Genomic DNA, 26,750 nt, shown 5'->3' with positions numbered 1-26,750 from the left:
GTGGCGCAACATGCTGCGTTTTTTGGCGATCATCAGCAGCCCGGAAGTGTCCCGATCCAGGCGGTGAACCAGCTCCAGCTCCTTGGCGTCGGGGCGCAACTGACGGAAGGCCTCGATAACACCGAAGTTCAAGCCGCTGCCGCCGTGAACTGCGATCCCGGCGGGCTTGTTGATCACGATCAGTGCCTTGTCCTCAAAGACAATCGACGCCTCGAGGCGCTGCAAGAGCCCTTGAGCGACCGGCATCGGCTCGTCGCGCTCAGGCACGCGAACCGGCGGCACGCGCACAATATCGCCTGCCTGCAGCTTGTATTCGGGCTTGATCCGACCTTTGTTCACGCGCACTTCGCCCTTGCGCAAAATGCGATAAATCAAGGTCTTGGGCACGCCTTTGAGTCGGGCGAGGAGGAAGTTATCAATACGTTGGCCGGCATATTCCGGCGAGACCTCAAGCAGTTGAACGCCTGGAGTCGAGGGGGCAGTAGTCGTCATGGCGCGGATGATATCAATTTTTTATGGAATTGAAGCACTTAATCATTACTGCTATAGTCGCGAACGCCGCCAAAAGCGGCCTGGACAGCGGATTAGCGGTCAAAAACCGCCCCTGACCAAAGCAATTCACCAGGACGCGAGGCCGTCCTACGGGGCTTTCGCTACGTAACGGTGGAGTTTGCAGCTGTAACGAGCGCAGGTGACATGAGGCCTGAATCACGCCGCAAAGCAGAGTTTTTCACTCGCCACGCGAGCCATATTCACGGCCAGTTCACAAAGTGCAGTCGGCTGCGGATGACCCCGAGCGAAGGCTTCGGAAACAACGCCTAAATTAGCCATGATGCGTGACCTCCCCTTTCGGAGCTCACGGTAAATGCCAACCCGCTGCGGATTCTGCGCGCGGCAGCACCCGAATTATCAGGGATACGTGTAGGGTGGAGATGCACAACCGCTGGACTGTGTAGCAATAGGCTTTCCCAAGACGCTTCATCTCGTCCACAGCCGCCGGTTGATTCCTCCTCCTGACTGAGTGCTTAAGTAGCCACAGCAAGCAGGACGCGTACGTCGCGACGAAGGCCCACATTGGCCGGACCTCGCTGGACACGGGATTGGCCAACCACTCCCGACGCACCTGACACCGACCGTGAGAAGTCGTGTGTGCCGAACGCCGTTTCCGGCAGCCCGGAAACCGACGGTACTACATGAAAAGAATGCTGATTAACGCAACTCAACCCGAAGAGTTGCGTGTTGCACTGGTAGATGGCCAACGCCTCTACGACCTGGACATCGAATCCGGTGCACGCGAGCAAAAGAAGGCCAACATCTACAAAGGCCGGATTACTCGCATCGAACCGAGCCTGGAGGCCGCCTTTGTCGATTTCGGCTCCGAGCGCCACGGCTTCCTGCCCCTCAAGGAAATCTCCCGCGAATACTTCAAGAAGGCACCTGAAGGCCGCGTCAACATCAAGGATGTCCTGAGCGAAGGCCAGGAAGTCATCGTCCAGGTCGAAAAAGAAGAACGTGGCAACAAGGGTGCCGCCCTGACCACCTTCATCAGCCTGGCTGGCCGTTACCTGGTCCTGATGCCGAACAACCCGCGTGCCGGCGGCATCTCCCGTCGCATCGAAGGCGAAGAGCGCAATGAACTGCGTGAAGCCCTGAACGGCCTGGTTGCCCCCGCCGACATGGGTCTGATCGTGCGCACTGCCGGCCTGGGTCGCAGCAGCGAAGAAATGCAGTGGGACCTCGATTACCTGCTGCAACTCTGGACCGCCATCAAGGAAGCCTCGCTGGATCGTTCCGCGCCATTCCTGATCTACCAGGAAAGCAACGTCATCATTCGCGCCATCCGTGATTACCTGCGCCAGGACATCGGCGAAGTGCTGATCGACAGCGTTGAAGCACAGGACGAAGCCCTGACCTTCATTCGCCAGGTAATGCCGCAGTACGCCAGCAAGATCAAGCTGTACGAAGACAGCGTACCGCTGTTCAACCGTTTCCAGATCGAGAGCCAGATCGAGACCGCTTTCCAGCGCGTCGTTGAACTGCCTTCCGGCGGCTCCATCGTCATCGATCCGACCGAAGCCCTGGTGTCAATCGACATCAACTCGGCGCGCGCCACCAAAGGCAGCGACATCGAAGAAACCGCCCTGCAGACCAACCTTGAAGCGGCCGAAGAAATCGCCCGCCAGTTGCGCCTGCGCGACATCGGCGGCCTGATCGTCATCGACTTCATTGACATGACCCCTGCCAAAAACCAGCGCGCCGTGGAAGAAAAAGTCCGCGAATGCCTGGAAGCCGACCGCGCTCGTGTGCAAGTCGGTCGCATCTCGCGCTTCGGCCTGCTGGAAATGTCCCGTCAGCGCCTGCGCCCATCGCTGGGTGAAAGCAGCGGCATCGTTTGCCCGCGCTGCAACGGCACCGGCATCATCCGTGATGTTGAATCGCTGTCCCTGGCGATCCTGCGCCTGATCGAAGAAGAAGCCCTGAAAGACCGCACTGCCGAAGTCCGCGCCCAGGTGCCGATTCCGGTTGCAGCCTTCCTGCTCAACGAAAAACGCAACTCGATCACCAAGATCGAACTGCGCACCCGTGCCCGTATCGTCATTCTGCCGAACGATCACCTCGAAACGCCGCATTTTGAAGTCCAGCGTCTTCGCGATGACAGCCCGGAAGCCGCCAACAGCCAGTCCAGCTACGAAATCGCTGCGGCCGCGGCCGAAGTCGAAGAAGTCCAACCGGCTGCTGCGACCCGCACCCTGGTTCGCCAGGAAGCTGCGGTCAAGACGGCTCCAGCCCGCGCCAACGCTCCGGTTCCAACCGAAGTCCCTGCCACTCCGGTAGCGGCCCCGGTTGCCGCGCCAGAGCCAAGCCTGTTCAAGGGCCTGGTGAAGTCGTTGGTCAGCCTGTTCGCGACCAAGGAAGAGCCTGCTGCCCCGGCCGTGGTTGAAAAGCCAGCCGCTGAGCGTCCAGCACGCAACGAAGAGCGTCGTAACGGCCGTCAGCAAAGCCGCAACCGTAACGGTCGCCGCGATGAAGAACGCAAACCTCGCGAAGAACGTGCACCGCGCGAAGAGCGCGCGCCACGTGAACCGCGCGAAGCCCGTGAAGAAGCACCGGCCGCTCGCGAAGAACGCGCACCACGCGCCCCGCGTGAAGAACGTGCACCGCGCGCCCCTCGCGAAGACCGCAAGCCGCGTGGCGAGCGTGAAGAGCGGGTTCGTGTACTGCGTGAACCTCTGGATACCGTTGCACCGGAAACCGCTGCAGTTGCCGCCACCGAAGAACGTCCGGCCCGTCAGCCGCGCGAAGAGCGCGCTCCACGCCCACCGCGTGAAGAGCGTCAACCGCGTGCCGAACAAGCCGCTGCTGCCGTAGCCGAAGAAGAACTGACCGGCAACGAAGAGCAACCGGGTGAAGACGGTCAGGAAGGCGCCGAAGGTGATCGTCCACGTCGTCGTTCCCGTGGCCAGCGTCGTCGCAGCAACCGTCGCGAGCGTCAACGCGATGCCGACGGCAACGTGATCGAAGGCTCGGAAGAGTCGCCAGCCACCGAAGGCAGCGAAGCACCAAGCGCCGCCGACCTGGCCGCTGGCCTGGCGGTCACCGCCGCTGTCGCCAGCACCGTGATCAGCGCTCCGGCCGAAGCACAGGCCAACGAGCAAGCCGAACGCGCCACTGCCGCCACGCTTGAGACTGCCCCAGTCGAAGCGCCGGTCGTTGAAGCGAACACGCCCGTGCAAGTGACCGCCGCTCCGGAAATCGAAGTGGCTCCAGCGCAGTCTGAAGCCCTACCGCAAGCTGAAGCAGTTGCAGAGCCTGCGGTGGTTGTGGAAGAAGCGCCGGCTGTGGTTGCCGAGCCAGCCGTCGAAGTCGCGGCTGAAACCGTGACCGAAACGGTGCGCGAAGTTCGTGAAGAACAAACCGCCTTCAACTGGGTGGCCGAACCAGCTGTTGTCGAAGTGCCAGCGCCAGTCGCCGAGCCGGAAACTGCCGAAGCCATGGTCAGCGAACCTGTGGTGGTAGCTGCCGAACCAGCCCCCGTGGTAGAGGCCCCGGTGGTTACCCAGGCACCGGCACCCGTTGTCGAAGCGGCTCCAGCCAGCGCACTGACTCCAAGCGGCCGCGCGCCGAATGACCCACGTGAAGTGCGTCGTCGCAAGCGCGAGGAAGAGCGTCTGCAGAAGGAAGCCGAACTGGCCGCCGCTGCTGCTCCCGTTGAAGCGGTTGCGGTCGAAGAGCCAGCACCGGTTGCTGCTGAAGTGGTCGAGGCCCCTGCCCCGATCGCTGAAGAGGCTACCGAATCGGTGATCCACGAAGCTCCGCGCTCCGTTCAGGAAGCCGTGGTGCAACACGAAGCCGAGGAAAAGGAACACGAGCCTAAACCGCTCGCCTGATCCTGCAGCAACTGAAAGCCCCGCCTGGTGACGCCAGGCGGGGCTTTTTTATGTCTGAATGCCTGCGGTGCCCCGGTACGCAGTCCACCTGTGGGAGCGGGCTTGCCCGCGATGGTCGTTAACGATAACGCGGGGTAGCTGGGAGGTCACCGATAGCTGGGCCACCATCGCGAGCAAGCTCGCTCCTACAAGGGTGTCGATCTACCCGGCGAAGACTAATGCCTCAGGGACATCCACATCCCACAACACTCCAGGATCATCCACTGGCACCTCAGCCACCTTCGCCGGGACGAACAACGGTTTGGCGCCACGGTCTCCCGACAGCGCCATCAACCCAGGACCGAACGAACGCCCAAATCCCACGGGATGGCCATACTCGCCGTTGATCACAGGCACACTGATCCCATCATCCGTCACCCCCGTCAGCACTTTCTCGAAGGTGGACGGCAGGATGAACGGCATATCGCCCAAGGCAATCAGCCACCCGGCGAGCTGCGGACAGGCCGCGACCCCGGCCGCGATGCTGTCGCCCATGCCGGTGGACTCGATCAGGACAATCTCGAAACCATAGGCCTGGGCCATGCGGATGACTTGTGGACGGTCTTCGGTGGTGACCAGCACGCGCTTCGTCAGTCCAGCCGGCACACTCATCAGCACCTGCTCGATCACCGAACGCACGGCGCCATCGCGCCCGGCGCAGTCAGCCAGCAACTTGTCCCGAGCACCACCCGCTGCCTGCCGGAACCGGGTGCCCTGCCCCGCAGCCAGGACGATGACGCCGATGGACTCGTTCATGCACTTTCCTTTTTCTGCTTCAACTCGATGCCATTTTTGATCGCGACGATTTCAGCCAGCAACGACAACGCGATCTCCGCCGGGGAATGGCTGCCAATGTGCAAACCGATCGGGCCATGTAACCGTCCGATGGCCGCTTGAGACAAGCCTAGCTGAGCCAGGTTGTCTCGACGTTTCTGGCTGTTGACCCGCGAACCCAACGCACCCACATAAAAAGCCCTGGAATCGAGGGCCGTCAGCAGCGCCATATCATCCAGGCGAGGATCATGCGTCAGCGCCACGATGGCTGTGCGCTCGTCGGTCTGGATGTTCAGCACCGCTTCATCCGGCATGCCGGAGACAAAGCGCCCGTGCTGTTCCTCCCAGCCGTAGACGAATTCGGTGCGCGGATCGCAAATCAGCACTTCGAAATCCAGCAGGCGCGCCATCTCGGCCACATACCGGGACAACTGGCCCGCGCCGATCAACAACAAACGCCAGCGTGGGCCGTAGATCGCGCGCAACGTGTGTCCGTCGAAACTCAGCACCTCGCTCTTGCCCGCTGACTGCAAGCGCACCTCACCGGTGGCGACGTCCAAAGTGCGGGCGACGATTTCATGAGCCTCGCAACGTGCCAGCAACTCGGCGACCCAGGCGGGATCCCCCACGCGTTCCTCGGTCAGGCGCAAGGTCCCACCACAAGGCAAACCGAAGCGGGCCGCTTCCTCCTGGGTCACGCCATAGGTGATCAACTGCACGGGCGGCCCGTCTGGCGTAATCCGTCCATCGTGCAGGCGGGTGATCAGGTCATCCTCGATACAGCCACCGGACACCGAACCAATCACCACGCCGTCTTCGCGCAAGGCCAGCATGGCGCCAGGGGCCCGGGGCGCGGTACCCCAGGTCTGGACGACGCTGTACAACATCACCCGCTGACCGGCCTGACGCCACTGCAATACACTGTGCAAGACATTCAGATCGACGCTGTCCATCAAACGTCAGCCTTCTGCCAACCCTGCAATTGGTAACGTACCGGCAAATTGCGGATGCGCTTGCCGGTCGCCGCGAAGATCGCGTTGCACAGTGCCGGCGCTATCGGTGGCACGCCCGGCTCGCCGACGCCGCCCAACGGCACTTCGCCCGGTGGAGTGACCAAATGCACCGCGACTTCCTTCGGCGCCAGGGACATGCGCGCCACTTCGTACATATGGAAGTTGTCCTGCTGGACCTTGCCGTCCTTGAAGCTGATTTCCCCCAGCACCGCGTTGCCCAGCCCCATCACGCAGGCCCCCTCGAATTGCGAGCGAATCCGCTCGGGGTTGATCTGCGGACCGCAATCCACCGCGATATCAGCCTTGTGCACAATCAGGGTGCCATCGTCCTTGACTTCGACCTCGATCACCGCCGCGACGTAGGTGACGAAACTGTAATGCACCGCCAGCCCCAGCCCACGCCCCTTCGGCAACTGTCGCCCCCAACCGGCAGCTTTGGCGGCGGTTTCCAGCACGGTACGCATGCGTCCGGTGTCGATTGGATAACGCTCGGGCGATTCGCCGTAGTTCCATTCTTCACTCAAGGTGCGCGGATCGATCTGGCGATCCGGGCCGAGCAACCTGACCTGGTACTTGAGCGGGTCTTCGCCAGCCTTGTGCGCCAGTTCATCGACAAAGCTCTGGATGGCAAAACCGTGGGGAATGTTCGACACGGAGCGATACCAGCCCACTCGGGTGTGCACCACGGCTTCAGGGTTTTCCAGGCGTACGTTGGGAATCGCGTAGGCCATGTTGGTGAAACCCATGCCCAATTCGAAGGCCGCTTCGTGGTTCATGCCCGGTGCGAACAACGCGGTGATGCTCGGTGCAACGGTACGGTGCAGCCAACCGGACGGCAGGCCGTCCTTGTTCAGGCCGGCCTTGAGGTATTCCGCCGAGACGGTATGGAAGTAGGAGTTATGGATGTCGTCTTCGCGGGTCCACTGCACGCGCACCGCCTTGCCAGGAAATTCCTTGGCGAGCACGGCCGCTTCAATGATGAAATCCGGTTTGGATTTGCGCCCGAACCCGCCACCGAGCAGGGTGACGTTGAAGGTCACCTTGTCGAACCCGATACCCAGCCGTTCACCAATACGCTCGCGGGTGACCTGTGGCGCCTGGCTCGGTCCCCAGGCTTCGCAAATGCCATCCTTGAAGCGGGCAATGGCGACCATCGGTTCCATCGGCGCTTGTGCCAGGTGCGGCAAATAGTAGGAGGCTTCCAGTGTGCTGCTGGCACCGCTGATAGCCTTGTCGATGTCGCCGGTATTGCGCACGACCTTGCCCGGTTTCAGGGACGCCGCTTCCAGTTCCTTGCGGTAGGCAATCGAATCGTAGCTGGCATTGGGGCCGTCATCCCATTCAATTTTCAGTGCCTCACGCCCCTTGATCGCCGCCCACGTGTTGCTGGCAACCACGGCCACGCCACCCAACGGCTGGAATTCAGAGGGCAATGGTCGGCTTTCGATTTGCAGGACCTTGATCACCCCGGGGACCTTCAGTGCCGCGCTGTCGTCCAGCGACTTGACCTTGCCGCCGTAGACCGCCGGGCGAGCGATGGTGGCGTAGAGCATGCCCTCGAAATGGACATCGGCACCGTAGATGGCACGACCGTTGACGATGTCTGCGCCATCGATTGCACGGGTGCCTTCCTTGCCAATGTAGCGGAACTCCGATGGCTGCTTGAGCCGCAGGCTGTCGCGGGCCGGTACGGCCAGTGCACCAGCAGCGGCGGCCAGGGCGCCATAACCCAGCTCTCGACCGGACGGCTTATGGATGACCTTGTGCAATTGCGCATGGCACTCGCCGACCGGGACTTTCCACTGATCGGCGGCCGCCTGTTCCAGCATGGTCCGCGCAGCCGCGCCACAGCGGCGCATCGGCTCGTACCAGTGACGCATACTGCGCGAGCCGTCGGTGTCCTGGTTACCGAAGCGCACTTCGTCGCCCGGTGCCTGCTGCACTTTCACCAGGGCCCAGTCGGCCTCCAGCTCGTCGGCCACCACCATGGTCAGGCTGGTGCGCACGCCCTGGCCCATTTCCGAGCGGTTGCACACCACCGTCACCGTGCCATCAGCGGCGATGCTGACGTAGACCTTGGGATCATCGATCCAGCCGTTGGGCATGCCCTCGGCGCCGAATTTTTTCTCTTCGTCGGCGGCGAACGCATCCTGCCACCCCCAACTCGCTGCAACCACCAGAGCACTGGTGGCGCCCACGCCCTTGAGGAAGCCACGGCGGCTGAGGTTGCTCAGGGCAAAATCATTGGGTAACTGGCTCATGCCTTGGCCTCCTTCAGGTGAGTGGATGCCTGCCGGATCGCGGTCTTGATTCGGTTGTAGGTACCGCAGCGACAAAGGTTGCCAACCATCGCCTCTTCAATCTGCTCATCACTTGGATTGGGGTTGGTCTTGAGCAGTGCAGTCGCCGACATGATCTGCCCGCCCTGGCAAAAACCACATTGGGCCACGGCGCTGTCGAGCCAGGCCTGTTGGACGACTTGCCCGACCGGGTCCGCGTGCAGGTTGTCGATGGTGGTGATGTTCTGGCCCACCACGGAGCCGATGGGCGTGATGCAACTGCGCGCCGGCGAGCCTTCGATGTGGATGGTGCAAGCGCCGCACAGGCCCATGCCGCAGCCGAATTTGGTGCCGTTGTATCCCGCCACGTCGCGGATAGCCCAGAGGAGCGGCATGTCCTCAGTAACATCGAGCTGATGGTCTTGACCATTGAGTTTCAGGGTAATCATGGGCACGCCCGCATAGTTATAAAGGTTATGGGGTCGAGCAATCTGCCGCTGGTTGACAGCGGTTGGCATCACGCAGATCGGCTCAGGCTAACAGGCTCTCTTGTGCAGACGCGAGCGTCTGAACCGGGCCTTTTATGGAACAAATGAGGGTTATCGTTAGCTGACTAAGTTAACCCAGTATTAACAAAAAAGCCCTGCAGGGCAGGGCTTTTAGTTGCAAGCTTCAAGCTGCAAGCCTCAAGTAGAAGCAAGACAGCAAAACTCACACACCTGATTGTAGCTTGCAGCTTGCAACTCGAAGCTTGCCGCTGCATCTCTAATACCGGTTAGGCTCCATTTCCAGCTCAACATGGAAACGTTCTGCAATGTCTTTCTGGATGCGCTGCGCAAGGTTCAGCAATTGCAGGCCCGTCGCCTCGCCGTAGTTGACCAGCACCAGCGCCTGCGCCTTGTGCACGCCAGCATCGGCGTCGCGAAATCCCTTCCAACCTGCACGCTCGATCAGCCACCCGGCGGCCAGTTTCATCTGCCCGTCCGGTTGTGCATACGCCACCAGATCGGGGTACTGACCCTTGAGCTGCGCAACCAGTGCGGCCGAGACGAGCGGGTTCTTGAAGAAGCTGCCGGCATTGCCGAGGACGGCCGGATCCGGCAGCTTTTCATTACGAATACTGCAGATCGCCCGGCTGACATCGGTGGCGGTGGGCTGGTCGACGCCTTGCTCAGTCAGGCGCTGACGCACCGGGCCGTATTCCAGGTGCAAATGCGCGACGCGATTCAAGGCAAACCGCACCCGCAGGATCAACCATCGACCGGGCTCTTGTTTGAACAGACTGTCGCGGTAAGCGAAGTTGCACTCGTCCAGATTGAAATCGCGCAGCTCACCCGTCTGGCGGTCCAGCGCGGTCAGCCCGGCGAACACGTCCTTGATCTCCACGCCATAGGCGCCGATGTTCTGCATGGGCGCGGCACCGACGGTGCCGGGAATCAAGCTGAGGTTTTCCAGCCCCGACAATCCCTGGGCCAGGGTGTGCTGAACGAACGGATGCCAAGGCTCGCCGGCCTCGGCCTCGATGACAACACGACTGCCGTCATCGCTCAGGATGCGAATGCCACGGCTGGCCATGCGCAGCACCAGCGACTGGATATCGGCAGTCAGCAGCAAATTGCTGCCACCGCCGATCACCAGCAACGGTACGTCCTGCTGTGCGGCATAAGCCAGGGCTTCACGCACATCGGCATCGCTGTGAGCCTCGGCAAACAACCGGGCCCGGACATCCACGCCAAAAGTATTGAACGGCTTGAGGGAAACCTCGCGCTGTACCCGCAAACTCATAACCGCCCCTTCAATTCGATGACCAACTGATCACTGGCGCGCTCGATCAGGTCGAGCACGCGTTCGAAACCCTGATCGTCGTAATACGGGTCCGGGACTTCGTCGATCTCCGACGGGTAGCGACGCAGGAACAGGTCCAGCTCGGCCTTACCCGAGGCTGGTTGCAAGGCCTTGAGGTTGCGCAGGTTGCTGTGATCCATGGCGAGGATCAGGTCATAAGTGGCGAAATCGGCGCGAGTAACCTGTTGGGCGCGCTGGGCGGACAGGTCGTAGCCACGCTGCTTGGCGGCGGCCTGGCTGCGTTTGTCCGGTGCTTTGCCGACGTGCCAGTCGCCAGTGCCGGCCGAGGCCACTTCAACCTGATCGGCCAGCCCCGCTTCGCGCAGTTTATGGCGCAACACGCCTTCGGCTGTCGGCGAGCGGCAGATGTTGCCCAGGCAGACGAACAGAACGCGCATCAGCCCTCCAGCAGGCGACGAACGCGTTCGAGGTCTTCGGGGGTGTCGACACCGGTCGGCGGTGCGATCAGCGCGTCGGCCACGTGAATCCGGACGCCATGCCACAGGGCACGCAGTTGTTCCAGTGATTCGGTGTTTTCCAGCCAGCACGGGCCCCAACTGACGAAGTCATGCAGGAAACCGGCGCGGTAGGCATAGATGCCGATGTGACGGCGATACGGCACGCCTTCAGGCAATTGCTCGCAGCTTTTGGCGAAGGCATCGCGGGCCCAGGGCAGGGTCGCACGGCTGAACGTCAGCGCCAGGCCGTTGAGGTCACTGACCACCTTGACCACGTTGGGATTGAACAGGGTCTGGACGTCTTCGATCGGCTCGGCCAGGGTGGCCATGCGCGCTTCGGTGTGGGCGGCCAGGTTGGCGGCGACCTGATCGATCACACTCGGCGGGATCAGTGGTTCGTCACCCTGGACGTTGACCACGATGGCGTCGGGCGCCAGGCCGAGTTGGCTGGCGACTTCGGCGAGACGGTCAGTGCCGGAATTGTGGTCTTCACGGGTCAACACCACTTCGGCGCCAAAGCCGTTGCAAGCCTCGACGATGCGCGCATCGTCGGTCGCCACCACCACGCGCTGGGCACTGCTCTTGCTCGCCTGCTCCCAGACGTGCTGGATCATCGGCTTGCCGGCAATCAGCAACAGCGGCTTGCCCGGCAAACGGGTGGAGGCATAACGAGATGGAATGACGACGGTGAAGGCGGTGGTCATTTATCCAGGCGCTCGTCGGTGGTCAGGGTGCGGGCTTCGGTTTCAAGCATCACCGGGATACCGTCGCGAATCGGGTACGCCAGGCCGGCGCCCTTGCTGATCAGCTCGGTTTTATCGGCGCTGAGTTTGAGCGGGCCCTTGCAGATCGGGCAAGCGAGGATGTCGAGCAGTTTGGTGTCCATGAGCATTCCCTGGAGAACAACGGTTTAAGGCAAAAGACGAGCCGGCAACAGACGCATCAACTGCGTATCGAACCAGGCCACGAAGGCCGGCGATGGCGCAGCATCGACCGTCAGATACCACCAATCGGCGGCGGCGAAGGCACGGCACTTCACCGCGTCCTTTTCCGTCATCACCAAGGGCAATGACGGTGTGAAATTCAAGGCCTGCACGCTGTATTCGGCGTGGTCGGCAAATGCATGAGGAACAGGTCGCCAGTGTAGCGTTTCGAGGGTTGTGAAGAAACGCTGCGGGTTACCGATCCCGGCAACAGCGTGTAACGCCTGGCCTTTCGGGAAATGATCGAGGGGACGCCGTCCGCCATTCTGCAGGTTGACCAGTGCGGTGGGCTGCAAGGTGAAGGCGAATCCGTCCGCCCGGTCATCGGCAGCGCCGTTGTAGAGCACGGCGTCGACGCTTTGCAGGCGCTCGACCGGCTCGCGCAGCGGCCCGGCGGGCAGGCAGCGTTTGTTGCCCAGGCCACGGGCAGCATCGATCAAGACCAGTTCAAGGTCGCGCGCCAGGCGATAATGCTGCATGCCGTCGTCGGACAGGATCAGATCCAGCGGTTCACTGGCCAGCAACGCCTTGACCGCGTTGCTGCGATCCGGATCGATCATCAGCGGCACGCCAGTGCGCTGGACGATCAGCAGCGGTTCGTCACCCGCCACGTCGGCGTCCTGATCGGCCTCGACCCGCCACGGCAGTTGTGGCGGCTTGGCACCATAACCGCGACTGACCACACCGACGCGCAGGCCGCTACGCTGGCAATGCTCGATCATCCACAGGATCAGCGGCGTCTTGCCCGTGCCGCCGACGGTGATATTGCCAACCACGATGAGCGGCACCGGCGGCTGATAGATCTCGCCCTCGCCTGCCAGGAAACGCTCGCGCTTGCGCGTGACCACACGCCGATACAGCCATTCCAGTGGCTGCAGCAGTTTCAGGGCCGGGTGCCCCTGGTACCACGCGGCGAGCAGGCGATCGGACATGGCCATCAGGGCGCGGGCGGCGCCGCCTCGACTGTGGTCATGCGCAGGTGGCTGAAACCCAATTTGCCGGCGGCGTCCATCGCGGTGATCACCGACTGATGCTGGGTCTTGCCATCGGCGCTGATGGACAGTGGCAGGTTGGTGTCGCCACCGGACTCTTTCTGCAGCGCATCGATGAGGGTCGCCAGATCGCTTTTTGGCAGGATCTGGTTGTTCAGCGCGAACACACCCTCAGCGTTGATGGTGAGGTCCAGGTGCTTGGCCTGCTCGTCATCGGCCGACGCACCGGTGACCGCCTGCGGCAGCTCGACGCGCAGTTGGGTTTCGCGGGTGAAGGTGGTGGTCACGACAAAAAACAGCAGCAGGATAAACACCACGTCGATCAAAGACGCGAGGTTGATGTCGACGTTCTCCCGTTGCTTGCGACGGAATTTCCACGCTTTTTACCCTCGTACAGATCCACGTCGCGATCGCCCTGTACCACTTCAACCAACTTGATCGCTTCCTGTTCCATGCCCACCACCAATTCATCGATGCGTCGTTGCAGGAACCGGTGGAAGAACACCGACGGGATGCCGACCATCAGGCCCGCTGCGGTCGTGATCAGGGCCTTGGAAATACCACCGGCCAGCACGGAAGCGTTGGTGGTCATTCCCGTGCCCATGAAGGCGCTGAAAATGTCGATCATGCCCAGCACCGTGCCCAGCAAGCCCAGCAGCGGAGCCATGGCGGCGATGGTACCCAGCGCATTGATGTAGCGTTCGAGTTCGTGAATGACCCGCGCCGCCGCTTCTTCGATGCACTCTTTCATGATCTCGCGACCATGCTTGGAGTTGGCCAGGCCCGCGGCCAGGATCTCGCCCAATGGCGAATTGGCGCGCAGTTCCTTGAGCTTCTCCTTATTGAGTTGCTTGTCCTTGATCCACACCCAGACCTGGCCGAGCAGATGCTCAGGCGTCACACGGCTGGCGCGCAGGGTCCACAGACGCTCGGCGACAATCGCCATGGCCGCGATGGAACTCAGAATGATCGGCAGCATCATCCAGCCGCCGGATTTGACCAATTCCCACACAGTGTCAGTCCCCTCGAAAAAGTGCGCCACTCTAACATAGGGGGTGGGCGCACCGAAGACCGTGATGTCGCATCCGGTCGTTCTTCGATCCCCCCTTTTATGGTGCGGCCCGCCAGAAGCGCCGTTGTTGACGCATCGTCCAGGCCGGCTCGAAACGCCCGAGCCGCAGACGAATGGCGCCCTGCTCAGCGCTGTCGTGGACGGTCATGCCACGTTTTCGATACCGGGCCATGACCGTGGGATGTGGGTGGCCGAACGAATTACCGTTGCCGCGCGAGATCAACACCGATTTGGGTTGCAGCGCGGCCAGCAGTGCCATGGACGAAGAACTGCGGCTGCCATGGTGCGGTGACTGCAACCAATCGGTGGGCACTGCCAGTGGGCTGTCGAGCAAGGCGCGCTCGGCCGGAACGTCGATATCACCGGTGAGCAGCAGGCGCTCACCATTGGCTTCGACCTGCAGCACACAGGATTTTTGATTGCTGCCCGCCGCCTCGGCCCATTGCCATAGTTGAAAGCTCACGCCGTCCCAATCCCATCGCTGCCCACTTTCGCAGGCTTGCGCGTTCAGGGTGACGGGCAGCGCGAGCGGGTCGCCGCTGAGGACTCGTGCCACCGGCAATCCATTGGCAATCGCCCGCGCCCCACCGGCATGGTCGGCGTCGGGGTGGCTGATCAGCATCAGGTCGAGCTGGTCCACACCCAGTTTGCGCAACGTTGGCAAAACCACTCGTTCGCCGAGGTCGAAATCACCGAAGCGCGGCCCGGTATCGTACAGCAGGGTGTGATGCCGGGTGCGTATCAGGATTGCCAGCCCCTGGCCGACATCCAGTTGCCAGACTTCGGCAATGCCTTCAGGGAGCGTTGGCCTGGGCGGGAAAACCAGCATCAGCAACAGCGGCCATCCCAGTGGGCGCAGCACAATGCCACGGGGCAGCAACAGCAGCAGCGCACCCAGGCTGCCCAGCCCCCACGCCCAAACTGGAATGGCCACCGACACCCACGCGGGCACGGGGTCCGCGAGCAAGCCAAGGCCCCAGAACAACCAATCGATCAACCCGCCTGCCAGCCACAGTAAACTTTCGCCCACCAGGGGCACAGGCAACAGCAGCGTGCCGAGCAAGGCCAGCGGCAACACCAACAGGCTGATCCAGGGCACCGCCAGCAAATTGGCCAGCGGGCCGCTGAGGCTGACCGGCAATCCCAGTATCAGCAGCAACGGCCCAAGGCCAAGGGCAATCAACCATTGCGCGCGCGTCCAGGTTTGCCACCATCGCCAGGGACCGAGTCGGCCGCCGAAGGTAAAGATCAGCACCGCTACCGCCGCGAACGATAGCCAGAAACCTGGCAGCAAACTCACCAGGGGGTCCAGCAGCAACACCGCGTCGAGCGCCAGCAACAAGGGCCACCAGGCGCCGAGGTGGCGAAAACGCAGGCGCCATAACAGCACCAGTCCGATCATCACGCAGGCCCGTCGCACTGGCACTCCGAACCCCGCCAACAGCCCGTAGGCCAGCGCTGCGGCAAACGCCAGTGCGCAGGCCCAGGGTAACCACGGTAAAAGGTTCGGCCAGAGCCCATAACGCGCCAGCCCGGCAATCAACAGGTACACCACGCCCGCCAACAGGCCGATGTGCTGGCCCGAGATCACCAGCAGATGCACGGTGCCGGTGTCTTGCAATACTTGCCAGTCTTCACGATCCAGCCCGGCGCCATCGCCCAGCACCAGGGCCGTCAACGCACCGGTGCGACCCTGGGCATCCACCGCCTGCAAGCGTTGGCGGACAGTGTCGCGCCAGGCCCAACGGGCTTCAACAAGGCGCTGGCCATCCTTGATGGTACCGGTGGCGCCGATGCGTTGCGCCAGCAGCCAGGCGTCGTAATCGAAGGCATGCGGGTTGAGCAGCCCGGCCGGACGTTTCAATTTCACCGCCAGGCGCCAGCGCTCGCCGCCGCTGATCGGTGGCCCGCCATACCAGGCTAGACGCATCATTCGAGGCATCCTGGCCTCCCGCGAACGTACGTCAATCAATTCGAAACGCACCACCGCGTCGCTGCTCTGGGGCAACCCAACCACGCGTCCCTCGACCCAACGGGTTTCCCCGTCGAGGTCCGCCGGCAATCGGTCATCCAGCGCCCACTGTGCATTCGCGCAGGCCCAACTGAAGCCAAACAGGAAAAACGCCAACGGATAAGTCCTGAACGGCAACCACATCAAACCCGCCACGGGCAGTACCAGCCACAACCCTGCCGGCGGTAATACCGGCAAAAAGCGCAGGGTCAGCAGCCCCAACGCCAGCGCCATCATCCCTGTGCGCATAAGCCCGTCCTTGAGAGTCCCCTCCCTAGTGATAGCCGGCTCACGGCACGAGCGTGGTCAATAATTGTCACAAACTCTGAATGGGCGACTCGTAGAATCCAGACATACTTGCAGCCTTAACCGACCGAGAAGCCTTATGCCCCGGCGCTTATTCAAACGATACATGCCAGACCCGACCAGCATCAGGGAACATCAATCCTTACGCTTTCTCGGCACCCTGCTGCATGACCCGAACCTCTGGCACCTCAACCGACACTCGGTGGCGCGGGCGATGGCGGTGGGTCTATTCGCGGCGTTCCTGCCGATTCCCATGCAGATGCTGGTGGCGGCCGCCCTTGCCGTACTGGTGCGCGGCAACATGCCGATTGCTGTCAGCCTGGTCTGGCTGACCAATCCGATCACCATGCCAGCGGTGTTTTTCTGCACGTACCAGATGGGTGCCTGGCTGATGAATGTGCCCGCCCGGCACTTGCCCGACGAGCTGACATGGGAGTGGATCAGCGGCGAATTGTCGACGTTGTGGCAGCCATTCCTGCTGGGATCGGTGGTCACAGGACTGTTGCTGGGCGCGCTCGCCTATTGCCTGGTGATGATGTACTGGCGCTGGTGGGTCAGCCGGCAGTGGGCGCGGCGCAAGAAAAAGCGTATGCAATGAACACAAAAGGCCTCCATCTGGAGGCCTTTTCAATGGCACAACGCAACCCCTGTAGGAGCGTTAAGTCCGCATCCCCCGCCCACTCACGAGCAACCGCGCGCAGCCGATGTACAACACCACCGTGGCCACCAGCATGAACGTAATCGCCACACTGATCCTGATGTCCGAAACGCCCAGGATTCCGTAGCGGAAAGCGTTGACCATGTGCAACACCGGATTGGCCAGCGATACCGTCTGCCAGAACGGCGACAGCAGCGAGATCGAATAAAACACCCCGCCCAGGTAAGTCAGTGGCGTCAGCACAAAGGTCGGGATGATCGAAATATCATCGAAGTTGCGTGCGAACACCGCGTTGATGAAGCCCAGCAGCGAGAAGATCGTCGCCGTCAGCACCACCACCAGGATGGTGAGCCCCAGGTGATGCACCTGCAAGTGGGTGAAGAACATCGACAGGACCGTCACGATTAGCCCGACCATCAACCCGCGCAGCACGCCGCCCAGGGTGAAGCCGATCAGAATCGTATGCGGTGACACCGGCGACACCATCAATTCCTCGATGGAACGCTGGAACTTGCTACCGAAGAAACTCGATACCACGTTGCCGTAGGAGTTGGTGATCACCGACATCATGATCAGCCCGGGCACGATGTACTCCATGTAACTGAAGCCACCCATGTCACCAATCTGCCGGCCAATCAGGTTGCCGAAGATCACAAAGTACAGAACCATCGTGATGGCGGGTGGCAGCAGCGTTTGTGGCCAGATGCGGGTAAAGCGCCTGACCTCACGGTAAACGATGGTGTTGAGGGCGACGAGATTGGGTCGCAGCTCGGAATTCATACCGCCACCTTCGACAGATTTTTCTCCACCAGGGACACGAACAACTCCTCGAGGCGATTGGTTTTGTTACGCAGGCTCAGCACTTCGATGTTCTGCTGCGCCAACTGGGTGAACAGCGCCGTGATACCCATGGTCTTCTCGACCTGGACTTCCAGGGTATGCGCGTCGAGCAATCGGCTCGGGTAACCGAGCAACTGCGGCGCCACGCTCAGGGCGTTCTTCGTGTCGAGCAGGAACGTCTCCACATGCAGCTGGCTGAGCAGCTGTTTCATGCTGGTGTTTTCGACGATGGTGCCGTGATCGATGATACCGATGTGGCGGCACAGCTGCTCAGCCTCCTCCAGGTAATGCGTGGTGAGGATGATGGTGATGCCTTTCTGGTTCAGCTCGGTCAGGAACGACCACATCGAACGGCGCAGTTCGATATCCACCCCCGCGGTCGGCTCGTCGAGGATCAACAGACGCGGTTCATGAACCAGAGCGCGAGCGATCATCAGGCGCCGCTTCATGCCGCCGGACAGTGAACGCGAAGGTACATCGCGCTTGTCCCAAAGGCCGAGCTGCGTCAGGTACTGCTCGGCGCGCTCCTTGGCGACTTTCGGCGGGATGCCGTAATACCCGGCCTGGGTCACGACGATGTCGAAGGTCTTTTCGAACTGGTTGAAGTTGAATTCCTGCGGCACAACGCCAATGGAGCGCTTGAGCTGCGCAGGATTCTTGTCCAGGTCGTGGCCAAAGATGTTCACCGTGCCGCTGGTCTTGTTCACCAGGGTGGAGAGAATGCCGATGGTCGTGGATTTGCCGGCACCATTGGGGCCGAGCAAGGCGAAAAAGTCACCCTCGGCGACGTCCAGATCGATACCACTCAGGGCCTGGAAACCGTTGCCGTAGGTTTTGGTTAGCTGCCGGATGGACAGAGCGGAACTCATATCGGATCTACGCACCAAGAAGGGAAAGAAGGAATAAACGAGGGTGGGCGGCGCACAAGGCAGCCACGGCACATGAGTGCAATGGTGCTTGTCGCCGCCAGACAAGTACAGTGAAGTGTGTCGATAGTAAGTATTAAGTCAACGCGGTCATGACCGCTTTTTTGTACGCTGGACGCTCTTTCAACCGTGCATACCAGGCCTGCAGATGAGGTTGCGGCGCACGCTCGATCGGCATCTCGAACCAGGCATAAATAAAACTGCCGAGGGGGATGTCGCCCATGCCGATTTCATCACCCGACAGGTACGGTTTCACGGCGAGCGCCTCATTGGCCATCGACAACAACGTGTCGCATTCCTTGATCGCGGCGTGGATCGCAGGCCAGTCCTGTTGCTCGGCCGGCGTGCGCAGGACACCCCAGAACACGGTTCGGAACGGGCCGGCAAAACTGGAAGTGGTCCAGTCCATCCATTTATCGGCGAGGGCACGCTGCTTCAGGTCGGCCGGATACCACGCGGTGCCACCGGCATGCAGGGCCAGGAGGTAACGTACGATGGCGTTGGACTCCCAGAGTACAAAGCCGTCATCTTCGATCACCGGCACTCGCCCATTAGGATTCATCGCGCGGTATTGCGGCGTATCGACCACACCAAAGGCGCCACCGGCGTCGATGGCCTCATAGGCCAGGTTCAGCTCCTCGGCGGCCCACAAGGGTTTCCTGACATTCGACGAATTTTTCCGACCCCAGATCTTCAGCATGTCTGCCTCTTTATGGATGAATGCGCAGGCAGCATACGCTGGATCAGGCGCGGCTCAAATCGCTCTGCATATCACCCAGCAGCAGCGGCAGTTCATCGCTGAACAGATGCGGGTAGCACTGTTGCAGATGCTCGAAGAAGAAGGTTTCGGGTACGTCGGCGAACTGACCGTGATCGACCAGATACTCCATCAGTTGCTCACCGTCACGATTGAAAGGGTGGAAAACGCTATCGTTGATGCCATCGAATTCCAGCGGCGCCACGTTGAACAGTTCACACAATTGCTGGTTGAACGCCGGCGTGGCCTTGACCCAGGCGCCGTTCAGGTACAGCTCGGTATAACCGTGCATGGCGAACACATCGCTTTTGAGCAACGCCAGCAAGCGAGGGGTCGACAAATGATTGCGAACATCGGCCAGGCCAATTCGCGCGGGGATGCCGCAATGACGCGCGGCCCCCGCCAGCAATGTGGCTTTGGGCACACAATAACTTTCACCGGCGGCCAGTGCATGACTGCCACGCAAGGTGTGCGGATCACGACTGAATGTGTAAGGGTTGTACCGCACAGCCTCGCGCACCGCGTAGTAAAGATTGATGGCCTGCTCGAGCGGATCGCGCCGGCTGCCACGGTGTTTCTCCGCGAACTCCACGACCGACGGGTGGTCACTATCGATGAAGCGACCGGGATTCAAATACTCGTGCATGCGATTGATCTCCTGGGGGTGCCCCCGAGTCTAGCGACAGGCTCAGCACAGAGATAACGACGTTTCGGCCAAACTTGGACGCTTTGCCGCCCGCTCTCGAACGATTGGTGTGATCCGCTGCCAACCGCTCCTACAAACTCATCGAAGGTTTCTCACGATTTCTGTCTCACCGCTCTGGTCAACCTGTTCGGCCGATGCCGTCTAAGCTCTGAAGGTTGTTTTTGCCCTTGTTTCACGGAGGATTAAATATGCTGCTGTTGTGGATACTGGTTCTGGTTGTCGGGATTGCGTATTTAGCCCACCGTCGCGTCGCCCCCCTGCCCGCCTTGTGTATCGTTGCCGTTTATGTCGTGGCGATGGGCGCCTTCAGTCGCGCGCCTGGCTGGCTACTGCTGATCTTTTGGCTGCTGATCGCCGCTGTCGCAGCGCCCTTGCTGTTGCCTGACCTGCGTCGCAAATTTTTCAGCGCGCCGCTCTTCGACTGGTTTCAGAAAACGCTGCCGCCCATGTCCGAAACCGAGCGAGATGCCATCGACGCCGGCACGGTCTGGTGGGACGGTGAACTGTTCAGCGGCCGCCCGGACTGGGACAAACTGCTGTCCTACCCCAAGGTGCAATTGACCGAAGAGGAGCAGGCGTTCATCGACGGGCCGACTGACGAACTCTGCGCGATGGTGACCGACTGGCAGATTGGCCAGGACATGGACCTGCCCGCCGAAGCCTGGGCCCACATCAAAAACAACGGCTTTTTTGCGCTGATCATTCCCAAGGAATACGGTGGCAAGGGCTTCTCGGCCTACGCCCACTCCCAGGTGGCGATGAAACTGGCCACCCGCAGCGGCGACCTCGCCTCAACCGTGATGGTTCCGAACTCACTTGGCCCGGCAGAGCTGTTGCTGCACTACGGCACCGACGAACAACGCAACCATTACTTGCCACGCCTGGCCCGTGGCGATGACATCCCCTGTTTCGCCCTCACCGGACCACTCGCCGGCTCGGACGCCGGTGCAATGCCCGACACTGGCATCATCTGCAAAGGCCAATGGAACGGCGAGGAAACCCTCGGCCTGCGCCTGAACTGGGAAAAACGCTACATCACCCTCGGCCCGGTCGCCACCCTGCTCGGCCTGGCGTTCAAAGCCTATGACCCGGACCATTTGCTGGGCGATGAAGTGGACCTTGGCATCAGTCTGGCGCTGATCCCCACCGACACGCCCGGTGTGGAAATCGGCCGTCGACATCTGCCACTGGGCGCAGCATTCATGAACGGCCCCAACGCCGGCAAAGACGTGTTCATTCCTCTGGACTTCCTGATCGGCGGCCAGGAAATGCTCGGCAAAGGCTGGATGATGCTGATGAACTGCCTGTCGGTGGGGCGGTCGATTTCGTTGCCGGCAGTCGGCACCGGTGCGGCAAAATTCACCAGCCTGGTGACCGGCCAATATGCGCAGATCCGCGAGCAGTTCAACGTGCCACTGTCGGCGTTCGAAGGCATCCAGGAAGCCATGGCGCGCATCGGCGGCAATGCCTGGATGATGGACGCAGCGCGGATGCTCACCGCCAACGCGGTGGACCTGGGCGAGAAACCGTCGGTACTGTCGGCGATCCTCAAGTACCACCTCACCGAACGCGGCCGCGAATGCATCAGCCACGCCATGGATGTCCACGGTGGCAAGGCCATCATCATGGGGCCCAACAATTACCTGGGGCGCAGCTGGAATGGCGCACCCATCTTCATCACCGTGGAAGGCGCGAACATCCTCTCGCGAAACCTGATGATCTTCGGCCAGGGTGCGATCCGTTGCCATCCTTTCGTCCTGAAAGAAATGGCCTTGGCCGGTCGCGAGGACAAGCAGCAAGCCCTCACCGAATTCGATGGATTGCTGCTCAGGCATATCGGGTTCGCCGTGAGCAATGCGGCCAGTACGTTGGTACTCAACCTGGGCTTCGGTCACTTCGAGAGGGCGCCAGGCAACAAGCTCAGCCAAGGCTACTTCCGCGCCCTCAACCGCCAGGCAGCCGCTTTCGCCATGTTGGCCGATTTGAGCATGATGCTGCTGGGCGGTGAGCTGAAGCGCCGCGAACGCCTGTCGGCACGCCTGGGAGATGTACTCAGCAACCTGTATCTGGCGTCGGCCGCACTCAAGCGTTATCACGACCTGGATTCTCCCGAACACATGGCGCCTCTGTTCACCTGGGCCATGGAAGAAAGCCTTGGGCAGTCCGAGCGAGCCCTGGATGAGTTGCTGACCAACTTCCCCAACAAAGTGCTCGGTTGCCTGCTTCGGGTCATCGTGTTCCCGTTCGGTCGCCGTCACAAAGGCCCATCGGACAGGCTCGGCGCCGAAGTGGCAGCGGTGATCGGCCGGGCGAAGGGTGATCCAACCCTGGAAGAATTGCTCGGCGGCTGCTTCCGTCCACAATCACCCGATGACGCCGTGGGCGCGTTGCAACACGCGTGCAACCTGTTGAACGCGACGCAACCGGTGCATAAAAAGTTGCACGTGGCGCTCAAAGGCGGTCAGTTCAAACCGCTGGCCGGGGAACACGTCATCGACGCGGCGCTGGAGGCTGGTGTCTTGCAGCCCATGGAAGCGCATAACCTGCGTGAAGCCGAAGTGGCGCGGCGCAAGGTGATCGATGTGGATGATTTCGACAAAGAGGAATTGGCACCGACACCAGGAAAAGTCCGCTGATCCTGCCAACCATGTAAAAACGGGCGCGGGAGCTTTATACTCCCGCGCCCGTTTTGCTCTTGAGGACTTATCTCGTGTCCAACGTCGTTGCCGATCATCTCGTCTTGCTTGACCACTTGCGCAGCATCCTGGTCGCCGTGGGTGAGGCCGAACAGGTTCCCGAAGAAAGCCATGCCCTGTTCCTGGAGCGCTTCGACGAACTTCGTGCATCCCTGCCGATCGATCCGATCGAAAGCCAGTACCTGGGCCAGGACATCCTGTGCCAGGTGATGACCCGCTACCCACAGATCGCCCACCTGGTCCCGCGCGACCTGCTGTGGTACTTCGCCGGTGACTGCCTGCACTACATGCCCGACGACGAGATCGACCTGTATCAGGCACTGGAAGAACGGCGCTACGAAGCTGAACAGAACGACGAACCGTTCGACTGGCATCAGGAAAAACAGTTGCTGGCGATGTCGAACGACGACAGCAAGCACTGATACCAAAAGGCCCGCATCGCGGGCCTTTTTTATTGGGACTTTGACCCTGAAGGACGGGGGGTGGGTTGTTTGCCGGGTTTGCCCAGCGTCGGCTCTTTCTCAAGGCATTCCACCAGATAATCGATCAACACCCGCAGCTTCGGCGGCAGGTAACGAGTGGGCGAATGCAGCAGCCACGCACCGCCGTGGTATGAGGCGAGAAACGTCCAGTCTGGCAGCACCTGTACGAGCAAGCCCTGCTCCAGTGCATGACGCGCGGTGAAATACGGCAGGCTGCCAATCCCGATGTGCTGCAACACTGCACCCAGACGCACCCCGGTGTGATTGGCGGCATAGCGCCCGCGCACGCCAACGGTGACAGCCTTGGTGCCCTTCTTGAATTTCCAGCGTGCATCACTTGGCGTTTCGCCCAGGTAGATGCAGCTGTGATTGAGCAGGTCATGGGGATGAGTTGGCGTGCCATGCTCCGCCAGATACTGCGGTGTCGCACACAGTAGGTGATCGATGGTCAGCAATTGTCGCCCTACCAGCCCCGCAGGTGGATGATCGGTGATGCGAATCGCCAGATCGACGTGATCGTCGATCAGATCCACCTGGCGATCCTCGAGCAACAACTCCACATCCACCTTGGGATAACGCCGCAGAAACTCCGGCATGTGTGGGTGTATCACAAATCGACCCACTGCCTTGGGCACGCTGAGACGGACCAACCCTTGTGCTTCATCGGTGAACTGGCCGCTGATTTCCATCACCGATCTGGCGGCGTTGACCATCTCCTGGCAACGCTTGAACACCTCTTCGCCACCGTCGCTCAGGCGCAATTTACGTGTGGTGCGTTGTAGCAAACGCATGGCCAGCGCCTTTTCCAGGCGCGAAATGCTGCGGCTGACCGCCGACGGTGAACTGCCCAACTGACGTGCAGCCTCGGAAAAGCTCCCGGTCTCGACAACCTTGACGAAAATGGCCATTTCACCGAGTAACGGCAGGGGAAGATTTATGCTCACGACGCAACAGTCCTTTGATGTTTGAACGGATTATCACGCAATTGCACGCTTCATATAATGAAATACATAAACGTGAGTGAGAGCATGGAATATGACGCTTCGCCTCTTTTTCCATAGTGATGACCTCAAGGCCGACGTGGAAGTGCTTCACCCCTGACCTCATGGAGCTGAGATGCAGTTTTCGATTTACCTGGGAGAATTCCTGGCGTTGGCGACCATCCACTTTCTGGCCGTGGTCGCCCCCGGACCCGATTTTGCAGTCACCATTCGCCAAAGCGTACGTTTCGGACGTGGCATAGGAATCTGGACCGCCTTGGGCATTGGCGCAGGCATTTCCGTGCACGTGCTCTACACCGTGCTGGGGGTTGGCGCATTGATGCACACCCTGCCCTGGCTGTTGACCGTGGCCAAGATCATCGGCGGCGCCTACATCCTGTACCTCGGTGTCAGCCTGTTACGCAGCCAACCGAAAACAGTGCTCGAAGGTGAAAAGGAGGGTCATGAGCCGGCTGTCGAACAAACCCGGCTCAAGGCGTTCACCACAGGATTTCTGACCAACGCGACCAACCCGAAGGCCACGTTGTTCTTCCTGGCGATTTTCACCACCCTCATCAGCACCTCGACACCCCTTGTCATCCAGGCGCTTTACGGGTTGTGGATGTGCTTCGTCAATGCCCTGTGGTTCGTCATTGTCGCGCTGTTTTTCTCCAGCAACCGAGTGCGAGTGCTGTTCATACGCATGGGACACTGGTTCGAACGCACGATGGGGGTGATGCTGATTCTGTTCGCAGGGCGCCTGATTCTGTCGATGTAAAGCAGCGCCCACGCAAACGGCCCGCTCAGCCTGACTGACGGGCCTTTTTTCCGGCCTGGAGACGAATTGCAGACAAACAAAAACGCCGCTCAATGAGCGGCGTTTTTGTGAATTTGGAGCGGGAAACGAGACTCGAACTCGCGACCCCGACCTTGGCAAGGTCGTGCTCTACCAACTGAGCTATTCCCGCAAATGGCGTCCCCTAGGGGACTCGAACCCCTGTTACCGCCGTGAAAGGGCGGTGTCCTAGGCCACTAGACGAAGGGGACACGCTACCCGGAACACATGGTGTGTGTTTCGGTGTCCAGATCCCGCATCCGAAGATTGGGTTCTGGTTTCACTCAGTATCACCCGAAAGCAACACTGTTTAAAATTGGAGCGGGAAACGAGACTCGAACTCGCGACCCCGACCTTGGCAAGGTCGTGCTCTACCAACTGAGCTATTCCCGCATTGGCGTCCCCTAGGGGACTCGAACCCCTGTTACCGCCGTGAAAGGGCGGTGTCCTAGGCCACTAGACGAAGGGGACACACGTACAACATTCACTGCCTGCCGCGTTTCGCTGTGTGCTTTACGCTGCAAGTGGCGCGCATTCTATGGATGGATTGAAGGGTCGTCAACCCCCGAATATAAATTTATTTAAATCAATGACTTCGCCCCGCTTTGCGCCACGATTCAGGCTTTTTGCTCGCCCGTCGTTTGGCGCCTATATTCTGACACTCGCCAAGACGTTATAGTCCACCCATGAAAAACATGATGGCAATGTGCAATTTGATTGTGCCTGCTTATATAAGAAGCGTTGCGGTCGATACAGTGACAAGCGCATTCGATCCAACCCGTCGAGCGGCCCTATGCGGCCCCATGCCAAGCCACTAAACTCGCTCGCGAATCCCATAAAGAGGTCTTACCGTTGACTCCACTCATGATCACCCTGCTCGTCGTAGCCGGGATAGCACTTTTGATCGCCATTGGGTACATGAACCATGTGGTGGAAGCCAACAAACTGGAACGGGCTCGTACCAAGGTCGAACTCAATGACCGTCTGCGCCGCTGCGGCGAGATCACCGAGACCTTTCCGGGCCAGTTGATGACCCCGGCCCTCAAGCTGCTGTTGACCCGCCTGGAGCTGAACGTCTGCCAGCGCCTGTTGAACCTGGAAAAAACCAGCGCCAACCTGAAGTCCCGGATCAACGAGCTGAGTACGCTGATCGGCCAAGGTGAATCGATCCCGGTCAACAATCCGCCCGCACCGATCCAGACCGAAGCCAAGGCCAAGGATGTTCGCTTCCTGCTCGAGGCCCTGCACGGTCAGATCACCCGTGCGGCACAGGATGGTTTCCTGCCGCCAAACGAGGCCAAGCGCTGGATCCGCGAAGTTCGCCACATCCTGGTGTTGTTGCACATTGAGTTCTTCAACAACCTGGGCCAACAGTGCCTGCAACAAGACCAGCCTGGCCAGGCACGTCTCGCTTTCGAACGCGGCGTGCAATACCTGCGCAAGCAACAGGAACCGCAGGTCTATGCCGAACAACTCGAATACCTGGAAAAACTCCTGGCCCGCGCCAACGCCCAGGTCATGGACCAACACGCGCAGTCCGAAGACGAGGCAAACCAGTTGAACGAAGGCCTCAAGGAAGTCGAGGCGGATTGGAAGAAGCGCGTGATCTACGACTGATTCATGGCTCGGATGCTCGCACAACGGCCGCACCGAAGCTGAATGAGCGAGCATGTCGCAGCGTCGTGATGGTCATCAACGATTATGCGGGCT

At 60.8% G+C, this 26,750-nt stretch carries 24 protein-coding genes and 4 tRNA genes; 6 read left to right on the top strand and 22 right to left on the bottom strand.

The features are described 5' to 3' along the window. Positions 1-492: pseudouridine synthase (locus AB4N33_RS29165; RefSeq protein WP_476458769.1), on the bottom strand; the 492-nt coding region annotated here is incomplete at its 3' end. A gap of 701 nt (positions 493-1,193) precedes the next feature. Between AB4N33_RS29165 and rne the strand changes: the two genes are divergently transcribed. Continuing rightward, entirely contained in the window at positions 1,194-4,388 is a 3,195-nt protein-coding gene (rne, locus tag AB4N33_RS29160; protein ID WP_476458768.1) for a ribonuclease E, read from the top strand. 201 nt (positions 4,389-4,589) lie between these two features. Here the strand turns inward: rne and AB4N33_RS29155 are convergent, their stop codons facing one another. From AB4N33_RS29155 to AB4N33_RS29100, 12 genes are all read right to left on the bottom strand, one after another. After that, on the bottom strand, positions 4,590-5,183 hold the full coding sequence (locus tag AB4N33_RS29155; RefSeq protein WP_460121913.1) for a nucleotidyltransferase family protein: 594 nt from the start codon (positions 5,181-5,183) through the stop codon (positions 4,590-4,592). Further along, positions 5,180-6,154: an XdhC family protein gene (locus tag AB4N33_RS29150; RefSeq protein ID WP_476458767.1), complete on the bottom strand. Its 975-nt coding sequence runs from the start codon at positions 6,152-6,154 to the stop codon at positions 5,180-5,182. The genes AB4N33_RS29155 and AB4N33_RS29150 overlap by 4 nt, the downstream gene beginning before the upstream one ends. Further along, positions 6,154-8,475, bottom strand: coding sequence for a xanthine dehydrogenase family protein molybdopterin-binding subunit (locus tag AB4N33_RS29145; RefSeq protein WP_460141125.1), 2,322 nt, complete (start codon positions 8,473-8,475; stop codon positions 6,154-6,156). Before AB4N33_RS29145 ends, AB4N33_RS29150 begins: the two co-directional genes overlap by 1 nt. Continuing rightward, entirely contained in the window at positions 8,472-8,942 is a 471-nt protein-coding gene (locus AB4N33_RS29140; protein WP_460121908.1) for a (2Fe-2S)-binding protein, read from the bottom strand. The genes AB4N33_RS29145 and AB4N33_RS29140 overlap by 4 nt, the downstream gene beginning before the upstream one ends. 316 nt (positions 8,943-9,258) lie before the next feature. Then, a complete protein-coding gene (gene murB, locus AB4N33_RS29135; RefSeq protein ID WP_460121906.1) occupies positions 9,259-10,278 on the bottom strand; it encodes a UDP-N-acetylmuramate dehydrogenase in 1,020 nt (339 codons plus the stop codon). Further along, positions 10,275-10,736, bottom strand: a complete 462-nt coding sequence (locus tag AB4N33_RS29130; protein ID WP_460121904.1) for a low molecular weight protein-tyrosine-phosphatase — start codon at positions 10,734-10,736, stop codon at positions 10,275-10,277. Before AB4N33_RS29130 ends, murB begins: the two co-directional genes overlap by 4 nt. After that, positions 10,736-11,500, bottom strand: a complete 765-nt coding sequence (gene kdsB / locus AB4N33_RS29125) for a 3-deoxy-manno-octulosonate cytidylyltransferase (protein WP_476458766.1) — start codon at positions 11,498-11,500, stop codon at positions 10,736-10,738. The genes AB4N33_RS29130 and kdsB overlap by 1 nt, the downstream gene beginning before the upstream one ends. Continuing rightward, on the bottom strand, positions 11,497-11,682 hold the full coding sequence (locus tag AB4N33_RS29120; protein WP_187677807.1) for a Trm112 family protein: 186 nt from the start codon (positions 11,680-11,682) through the stop codon (positions 11,497-11,499). The genes kdsB and AB4N33_RS29120 overlap by 4 nt, the downstream gene beginning before the upstream one ends. Before the next feature lie 24 nt (positions 11,683-11,706). Next, positions 11,707-12,717 (bottom strand): tetraacyldisaccharide 4'-kinase, encoded by a 1,011-nt coding sequence (gene lpxK / locus AB4N33_RS29115; protein WP_476458765.1) that lies wholly within the window; start codon positions 12,715-12,717, stop codon positions 11,707-11,709. Beyond that, a complete protein-coding gene (locus tag AB4N33_RS29110; RefSeq protein ID WP_476458858.1) occupies positions 12,717-13,112 on the bottom strand; it encodes an ExbD/TolR family protein in 396 nt (131 codons plus the stop codon). Before AB4N33_RS29110 ends, lpxK begins: the two co-directional genes overlap by 1 nt. Then, a complete protein-coding gene (locus AB4N33_RS29105) occupies positions 13,094-13,783 on the bottom strand; it encodes a MotA/TolQ/ExbB proton channel family protein (protein ID WP_476458764.1) in 690 nt (229 codons plus the stop codon). The genes AB4N33_RS29110 and AB4N33_RS29105 overlap by 19 nt, the downstream gene beginning before the upstream one ends. 97 nt (positions 13,784-13,880) lie before the next feature. Next, positions 13,881-16,103, bottom strand: coding sequence for a DNA internalization-related competence protein ComEC/Rec2 (locus tag AB4N33_RS29100; RefSeq protein WP_476458763.1), 2,223 nt, complete (start codon positions 16,101-16,103; stop codon positions 13,881-13,883). A gap of 136 nt (positions 16,104-16,239) precedes the next feature. Between AB4N33_RS29100 and AB4N33_RS29095 the strand changes: the two genes are divergently transcribed. Continuing rightward, a complete protein-coding gene (locus AB4N33_RS29095; RefSeq protein WP_460141122.1) occupies positions 16,240-16,758 on the top strand; it encodes a DUF2062 domain-containing protein in 519 nt (172 codons plus the stop codon). A 60-nt stretch (positions 16,759-16,818) separates the two neighbouring features. On the opposite strand, the gene AB4N33_RS29090 is transcribed toward AB4N33_RS29095, so the two are convergent. From AB4N33_RS29090 to AB4N33_RS29075, 4 genes are all read right to left on the bottom strand, one after another. Further along, positions 16,819-17,598, bottom strand: coding sequence for an ABC transporter permease (locus tag AB4N33_RS29090; protein WP_460121891.1), 780 nt, complete (start codon positions 17,596-17,598; stop codon positions 16,819-16,821). Continuing rightward, positions 17,595-18,527 carry an ABC transporter ATP-binding protein gene (locus AB4N33_RS29085; RefSeq protein ID WP_460121889.1) on the bottom strand — a complete coding sequence of 311 codons (933 nt, stop codon included), beginning with the start codon at positions 18,525-18,527 and terminating at the stop codon, positions 17,595-17,597. The genes AB4N33_RS29090 and AB4N33_RS29085 overlap by 4 nt, the downstream gene beginning before the upstream one ends. 133 nt (positions 18,528-18,660) lie before the next feature. Next, on the bottom strand, positions 18,661-19,284 hold the full coding sequence (locus AB4N33_RS29080) for a glutathione S-transferase family protein (protein ID WP_460121887.1): 624 nt from the start codon (positions 19,282-19,284) through the stop codon (positions 18,661-18,663). 43 nt (positions 19,285-19,327) lie between these two features. Continuing rightward, positions 19,328-19,987 carry a transglutaminase-like domain-containing protein gene (locus AB4N33_RS29075; protein WP_476458762.1) on the bottom strand — a complete coding sequence of 220 codons (660 nt, stop codon included), beginning with the start codon at positions 19,985-19,987 and terminating at the stop codon, positions 19,328-19,330. Positions 19,988-20,235: 248 nt separating this feature from the next. Here AB4N33_RS29075 and AB4N33_RS29070 point away from each other — a divergent pair, with 248 nt between their 5' ends. Further along, a complete protein-coding gene (locus AB4N33_RS29070; RefSeq protein WP_476458761.1) occupies positions 20,236-22,683 on the top strand; it encodes an acyl-CoA dehydrogenase in 2,448 nt (815 codons plus the stop codon). 74 nt (positions 22,684-22,757) lie between these two features. Beyond that, a complete protein-coding gene (locus AB4N33_RS29065; RefSeq protein WP_460121882.1) occupies positions 22,758-23,165 on the top strand; it encodes a PA2817 family protein in 408 nt (135 codons plus the stop codon). Between the two features lie 29 nt (positions 23,166-23,194). Here the strand turns inward: AB4N33_RS29065 and AB4N33_RS29060 are convergent, their stop codons facing one another. After that, positions 23,195-24,169, bottom strand: a complete 975-nt coding sequence (locus AB4N33_RS29060) for a LysR family transcriptional regulator (protein ID WP_476458760.1) — start codon at positions 24,167-24,169, stop codon at positions 23,195-23,197. Positions 24,170-24,341: 172 nt separating this feature from the next. Between AB4N33_RS29060 and AB4N33_RS29055 the strand changes: the two genes are divergently transcribed. Beyond that, positions 24,342-24,983 (top strand): LysE family translocator, encoded by a 642-nt coding sequence (locus tag AB4N33_RS29055; RefSeq protein ID WP_460121878.1) that lies wholly within the window; start codon positions 24,342-24,344, stop codon positions 24,981-24,983. 114 nt (positions 24,984-25,097) lie between these two features. On the opposite strand, the gene AB4N33_RS29050 is transcribed toward AB4N33_RS29055, so the two are convergent. From AB4N33_RS29050 to AB4N33_RS29035, 4 genes are all read right to left on the bottom strand, one after another. Continuing rightward, positions 25,098-25,173 (bottom strand) — tRNA-Gly (locus AB4N33_RS29050). 3 nt (positions 25,174-25,176) lie between these two features. Then, positions 25,177-25,252, bottom strand: a tRNA-Glu gene (locus AB4N33_RS29045). Between the two features lie 105 nt (positions 25,253-25,357). Continuing rightward, positions 25,358-25,433, bottom strand: a tRNA-Gly gene (locus tag AB4N33_RS29040). A gap of 2 nt (positions 25,434-25,435) precedes the next feature. Next, a tRNA-Glu gene (locus AB4N33_RS29035) sits at positions 25,436-25,511 on the bottom strand. Between the two features lie 393 nt (positions 25,512-25,904). On the opposite strand from AB4N33_RS29035, the gene AB4N33_RS29030 reads away from it, so the two are divergent. Beyond that, positions 25,905-26,657, top strand: a complete 753-nt coding sequence (locus AB4N33_RS29030; protein WP_460121877.1) for a hypothetical protein — start codon at positions 25,905-25,907, stop codon at positions 26,655-26,657. The last annotated feature ends 93 nt before the right edge of the window (positions 26,658-26,750 follow it).

The sequence above is a fragment of the Pseudomonas sp. S1_E05 genome (assembly GCF_056337105.1).
The sequence above is the reverse complement of the archived record's forward strand: the minus strand, read 5'-3'. Positions and strand labels throughout refer to the sequence as shown.

What these genes read in the sequence shown, in the direction of transcription:
- rne (WP_476458768.1), top strand. Translation starts at nt 1,194, where the DNA reads ATGAAAAGAATGCTGATTAACGCAACTCAACCCGAAGAGTTGCGTGTT.
- AB4N33_RS29155 (WP_460121913.1), bottom strand. Translation starts at nt 5,183, where the DNA reads ATGAACGAGTCCATCGGCGTCATCGTCCTGGCTGCGGGGCAGGGCACC.
- AB4N33_RS29150 (WP_476458767.1), bottom strand. Translation starts at nt 6,154, where the DNA reads ATGGACAGCGTCGATCTGAATGTCTTGCACAGTGTATTGCAGTGGCGT.
- AB4N33_RS29145 (WP_460141125.1), bottom strand. Translation starts at nt 8,475, where the DNA reads ATGAGCCAGTTACCCAATGATTTTGCCCTGAGCAACCTCAGCCGCCGT.
- AB4N33_RS29140 (WP_460121908.1), bottom strand. Translation starts at nt 8,942, where the DNA reads ATGATTACCCTGAAACTCAATGGTCAAGACCATCAGCTCGATGTTACT.
- murB (WP_460121906.1), bottom strand. Translation starts at nt 10,278, where the DNA reads ATGAGTTTGCGGGTACAGCGCGAGGTTTCCCTCAAGCCGTTCAATACT.
- AB4N33_RS29130 (WP_460121904.1), bottom strand. Translation starts at nt 10,736, where the DNA reads ATGCGCGTTCTGTTCGTCTGCCTGGGCAACATCTGCCGCTCGCCGACA.
- kdsB (WP_476458766.1), bottom strand. Translation starts at nt 11,500, where the DNA reads ATGACCACCGCCTTCACCGTCGTCATTCCATCTCGTTATGCCTCCACC.
- AB4N33_RS29120 (WP_187677807.1), bottom strand. Translation starts at nt 11,682, where the DNA reads ATGGACACCAAACTGCTCGACATCCTCGCTTGCCCGATCTGCAAGGGC.
- lpxK (WP_476458765.1), bottom strand. Translation starts at nt 12,717, where the DNA reads ATGGCCATGTCCGATCGCCTGCTCGCCGCGTGGTACCAGGGGCACCCG.
- AB4N33_RS29100 (WP_476458763.1), bottom strand. Translation starts at nt 16,103, where the DNA reads ATGCGCACAGGGATGATGGCGCTGGCGTTGGGGCTGCTGACCCTGCGC.
- AB4N33_RS29095 (WP_460141122.1), top strand. Translation starts at nt 16,240, where the DNA reads ATGCCCCGGCGCTTATTCAAACGATACATGCCAGACCCGACCAGCATC.
- AB4N33_RS29090 (WP_460121891.1), bottom strand. Translation starts at nt 17,598, where the DNA reads ATGAATTCCGAGCTGCGACCCAATCTCGTCGCCCTCAACACCATCGTT.
- AB4N33_RS29085 (WP_460121889.1), bottom strand. Translation starts at nt 18,527, where the DNA reads ATGAGTTCCGCTCTGTCCATCCGGCAGCTAACCAAAACCTACGGCAAC.
- AB4N33_RS29080 (WP_460121887.1), bottom strand. Translation starts at nt 19,284, where the DNA reads ATGCTGAAGATCTGGGGTCGGAAAAATTCGTCGAATGTCAGGAAACCC.
- AB4N33_RS29075 (WP_476458762.1), bottom strand. Translation starts at nt 19,987, where the DNA reads ATGCACGAGTATTTGAATCCCGGTCGCTTCATCGATAGTGACCACCCG.
- AB4N33_RS29070 (WP_476458761.1), top strand. Translation starts at nt 20,236, where the DNA reads ATGCTGCTGTTGTGGATACTGGTTCTGGTTGTCGGGATTGCGTATTTA.
- AB4N33_RS29055 (WP_460121878.1), top strand. Translation starts at nt 24,342, where the DNA reads ATGCAGTTTTCGATTTACCTGGGAGAATTCCTGGCGTTGGCGACCATC.
- AB4N33_RS29030 (WP_460121877.1), top strand. Translation starts at nt 25,905, where the DNA reads ATGATCACCCTGCTCGTCGTAGCCGGGATAGCACTTTTGATCGCCATT.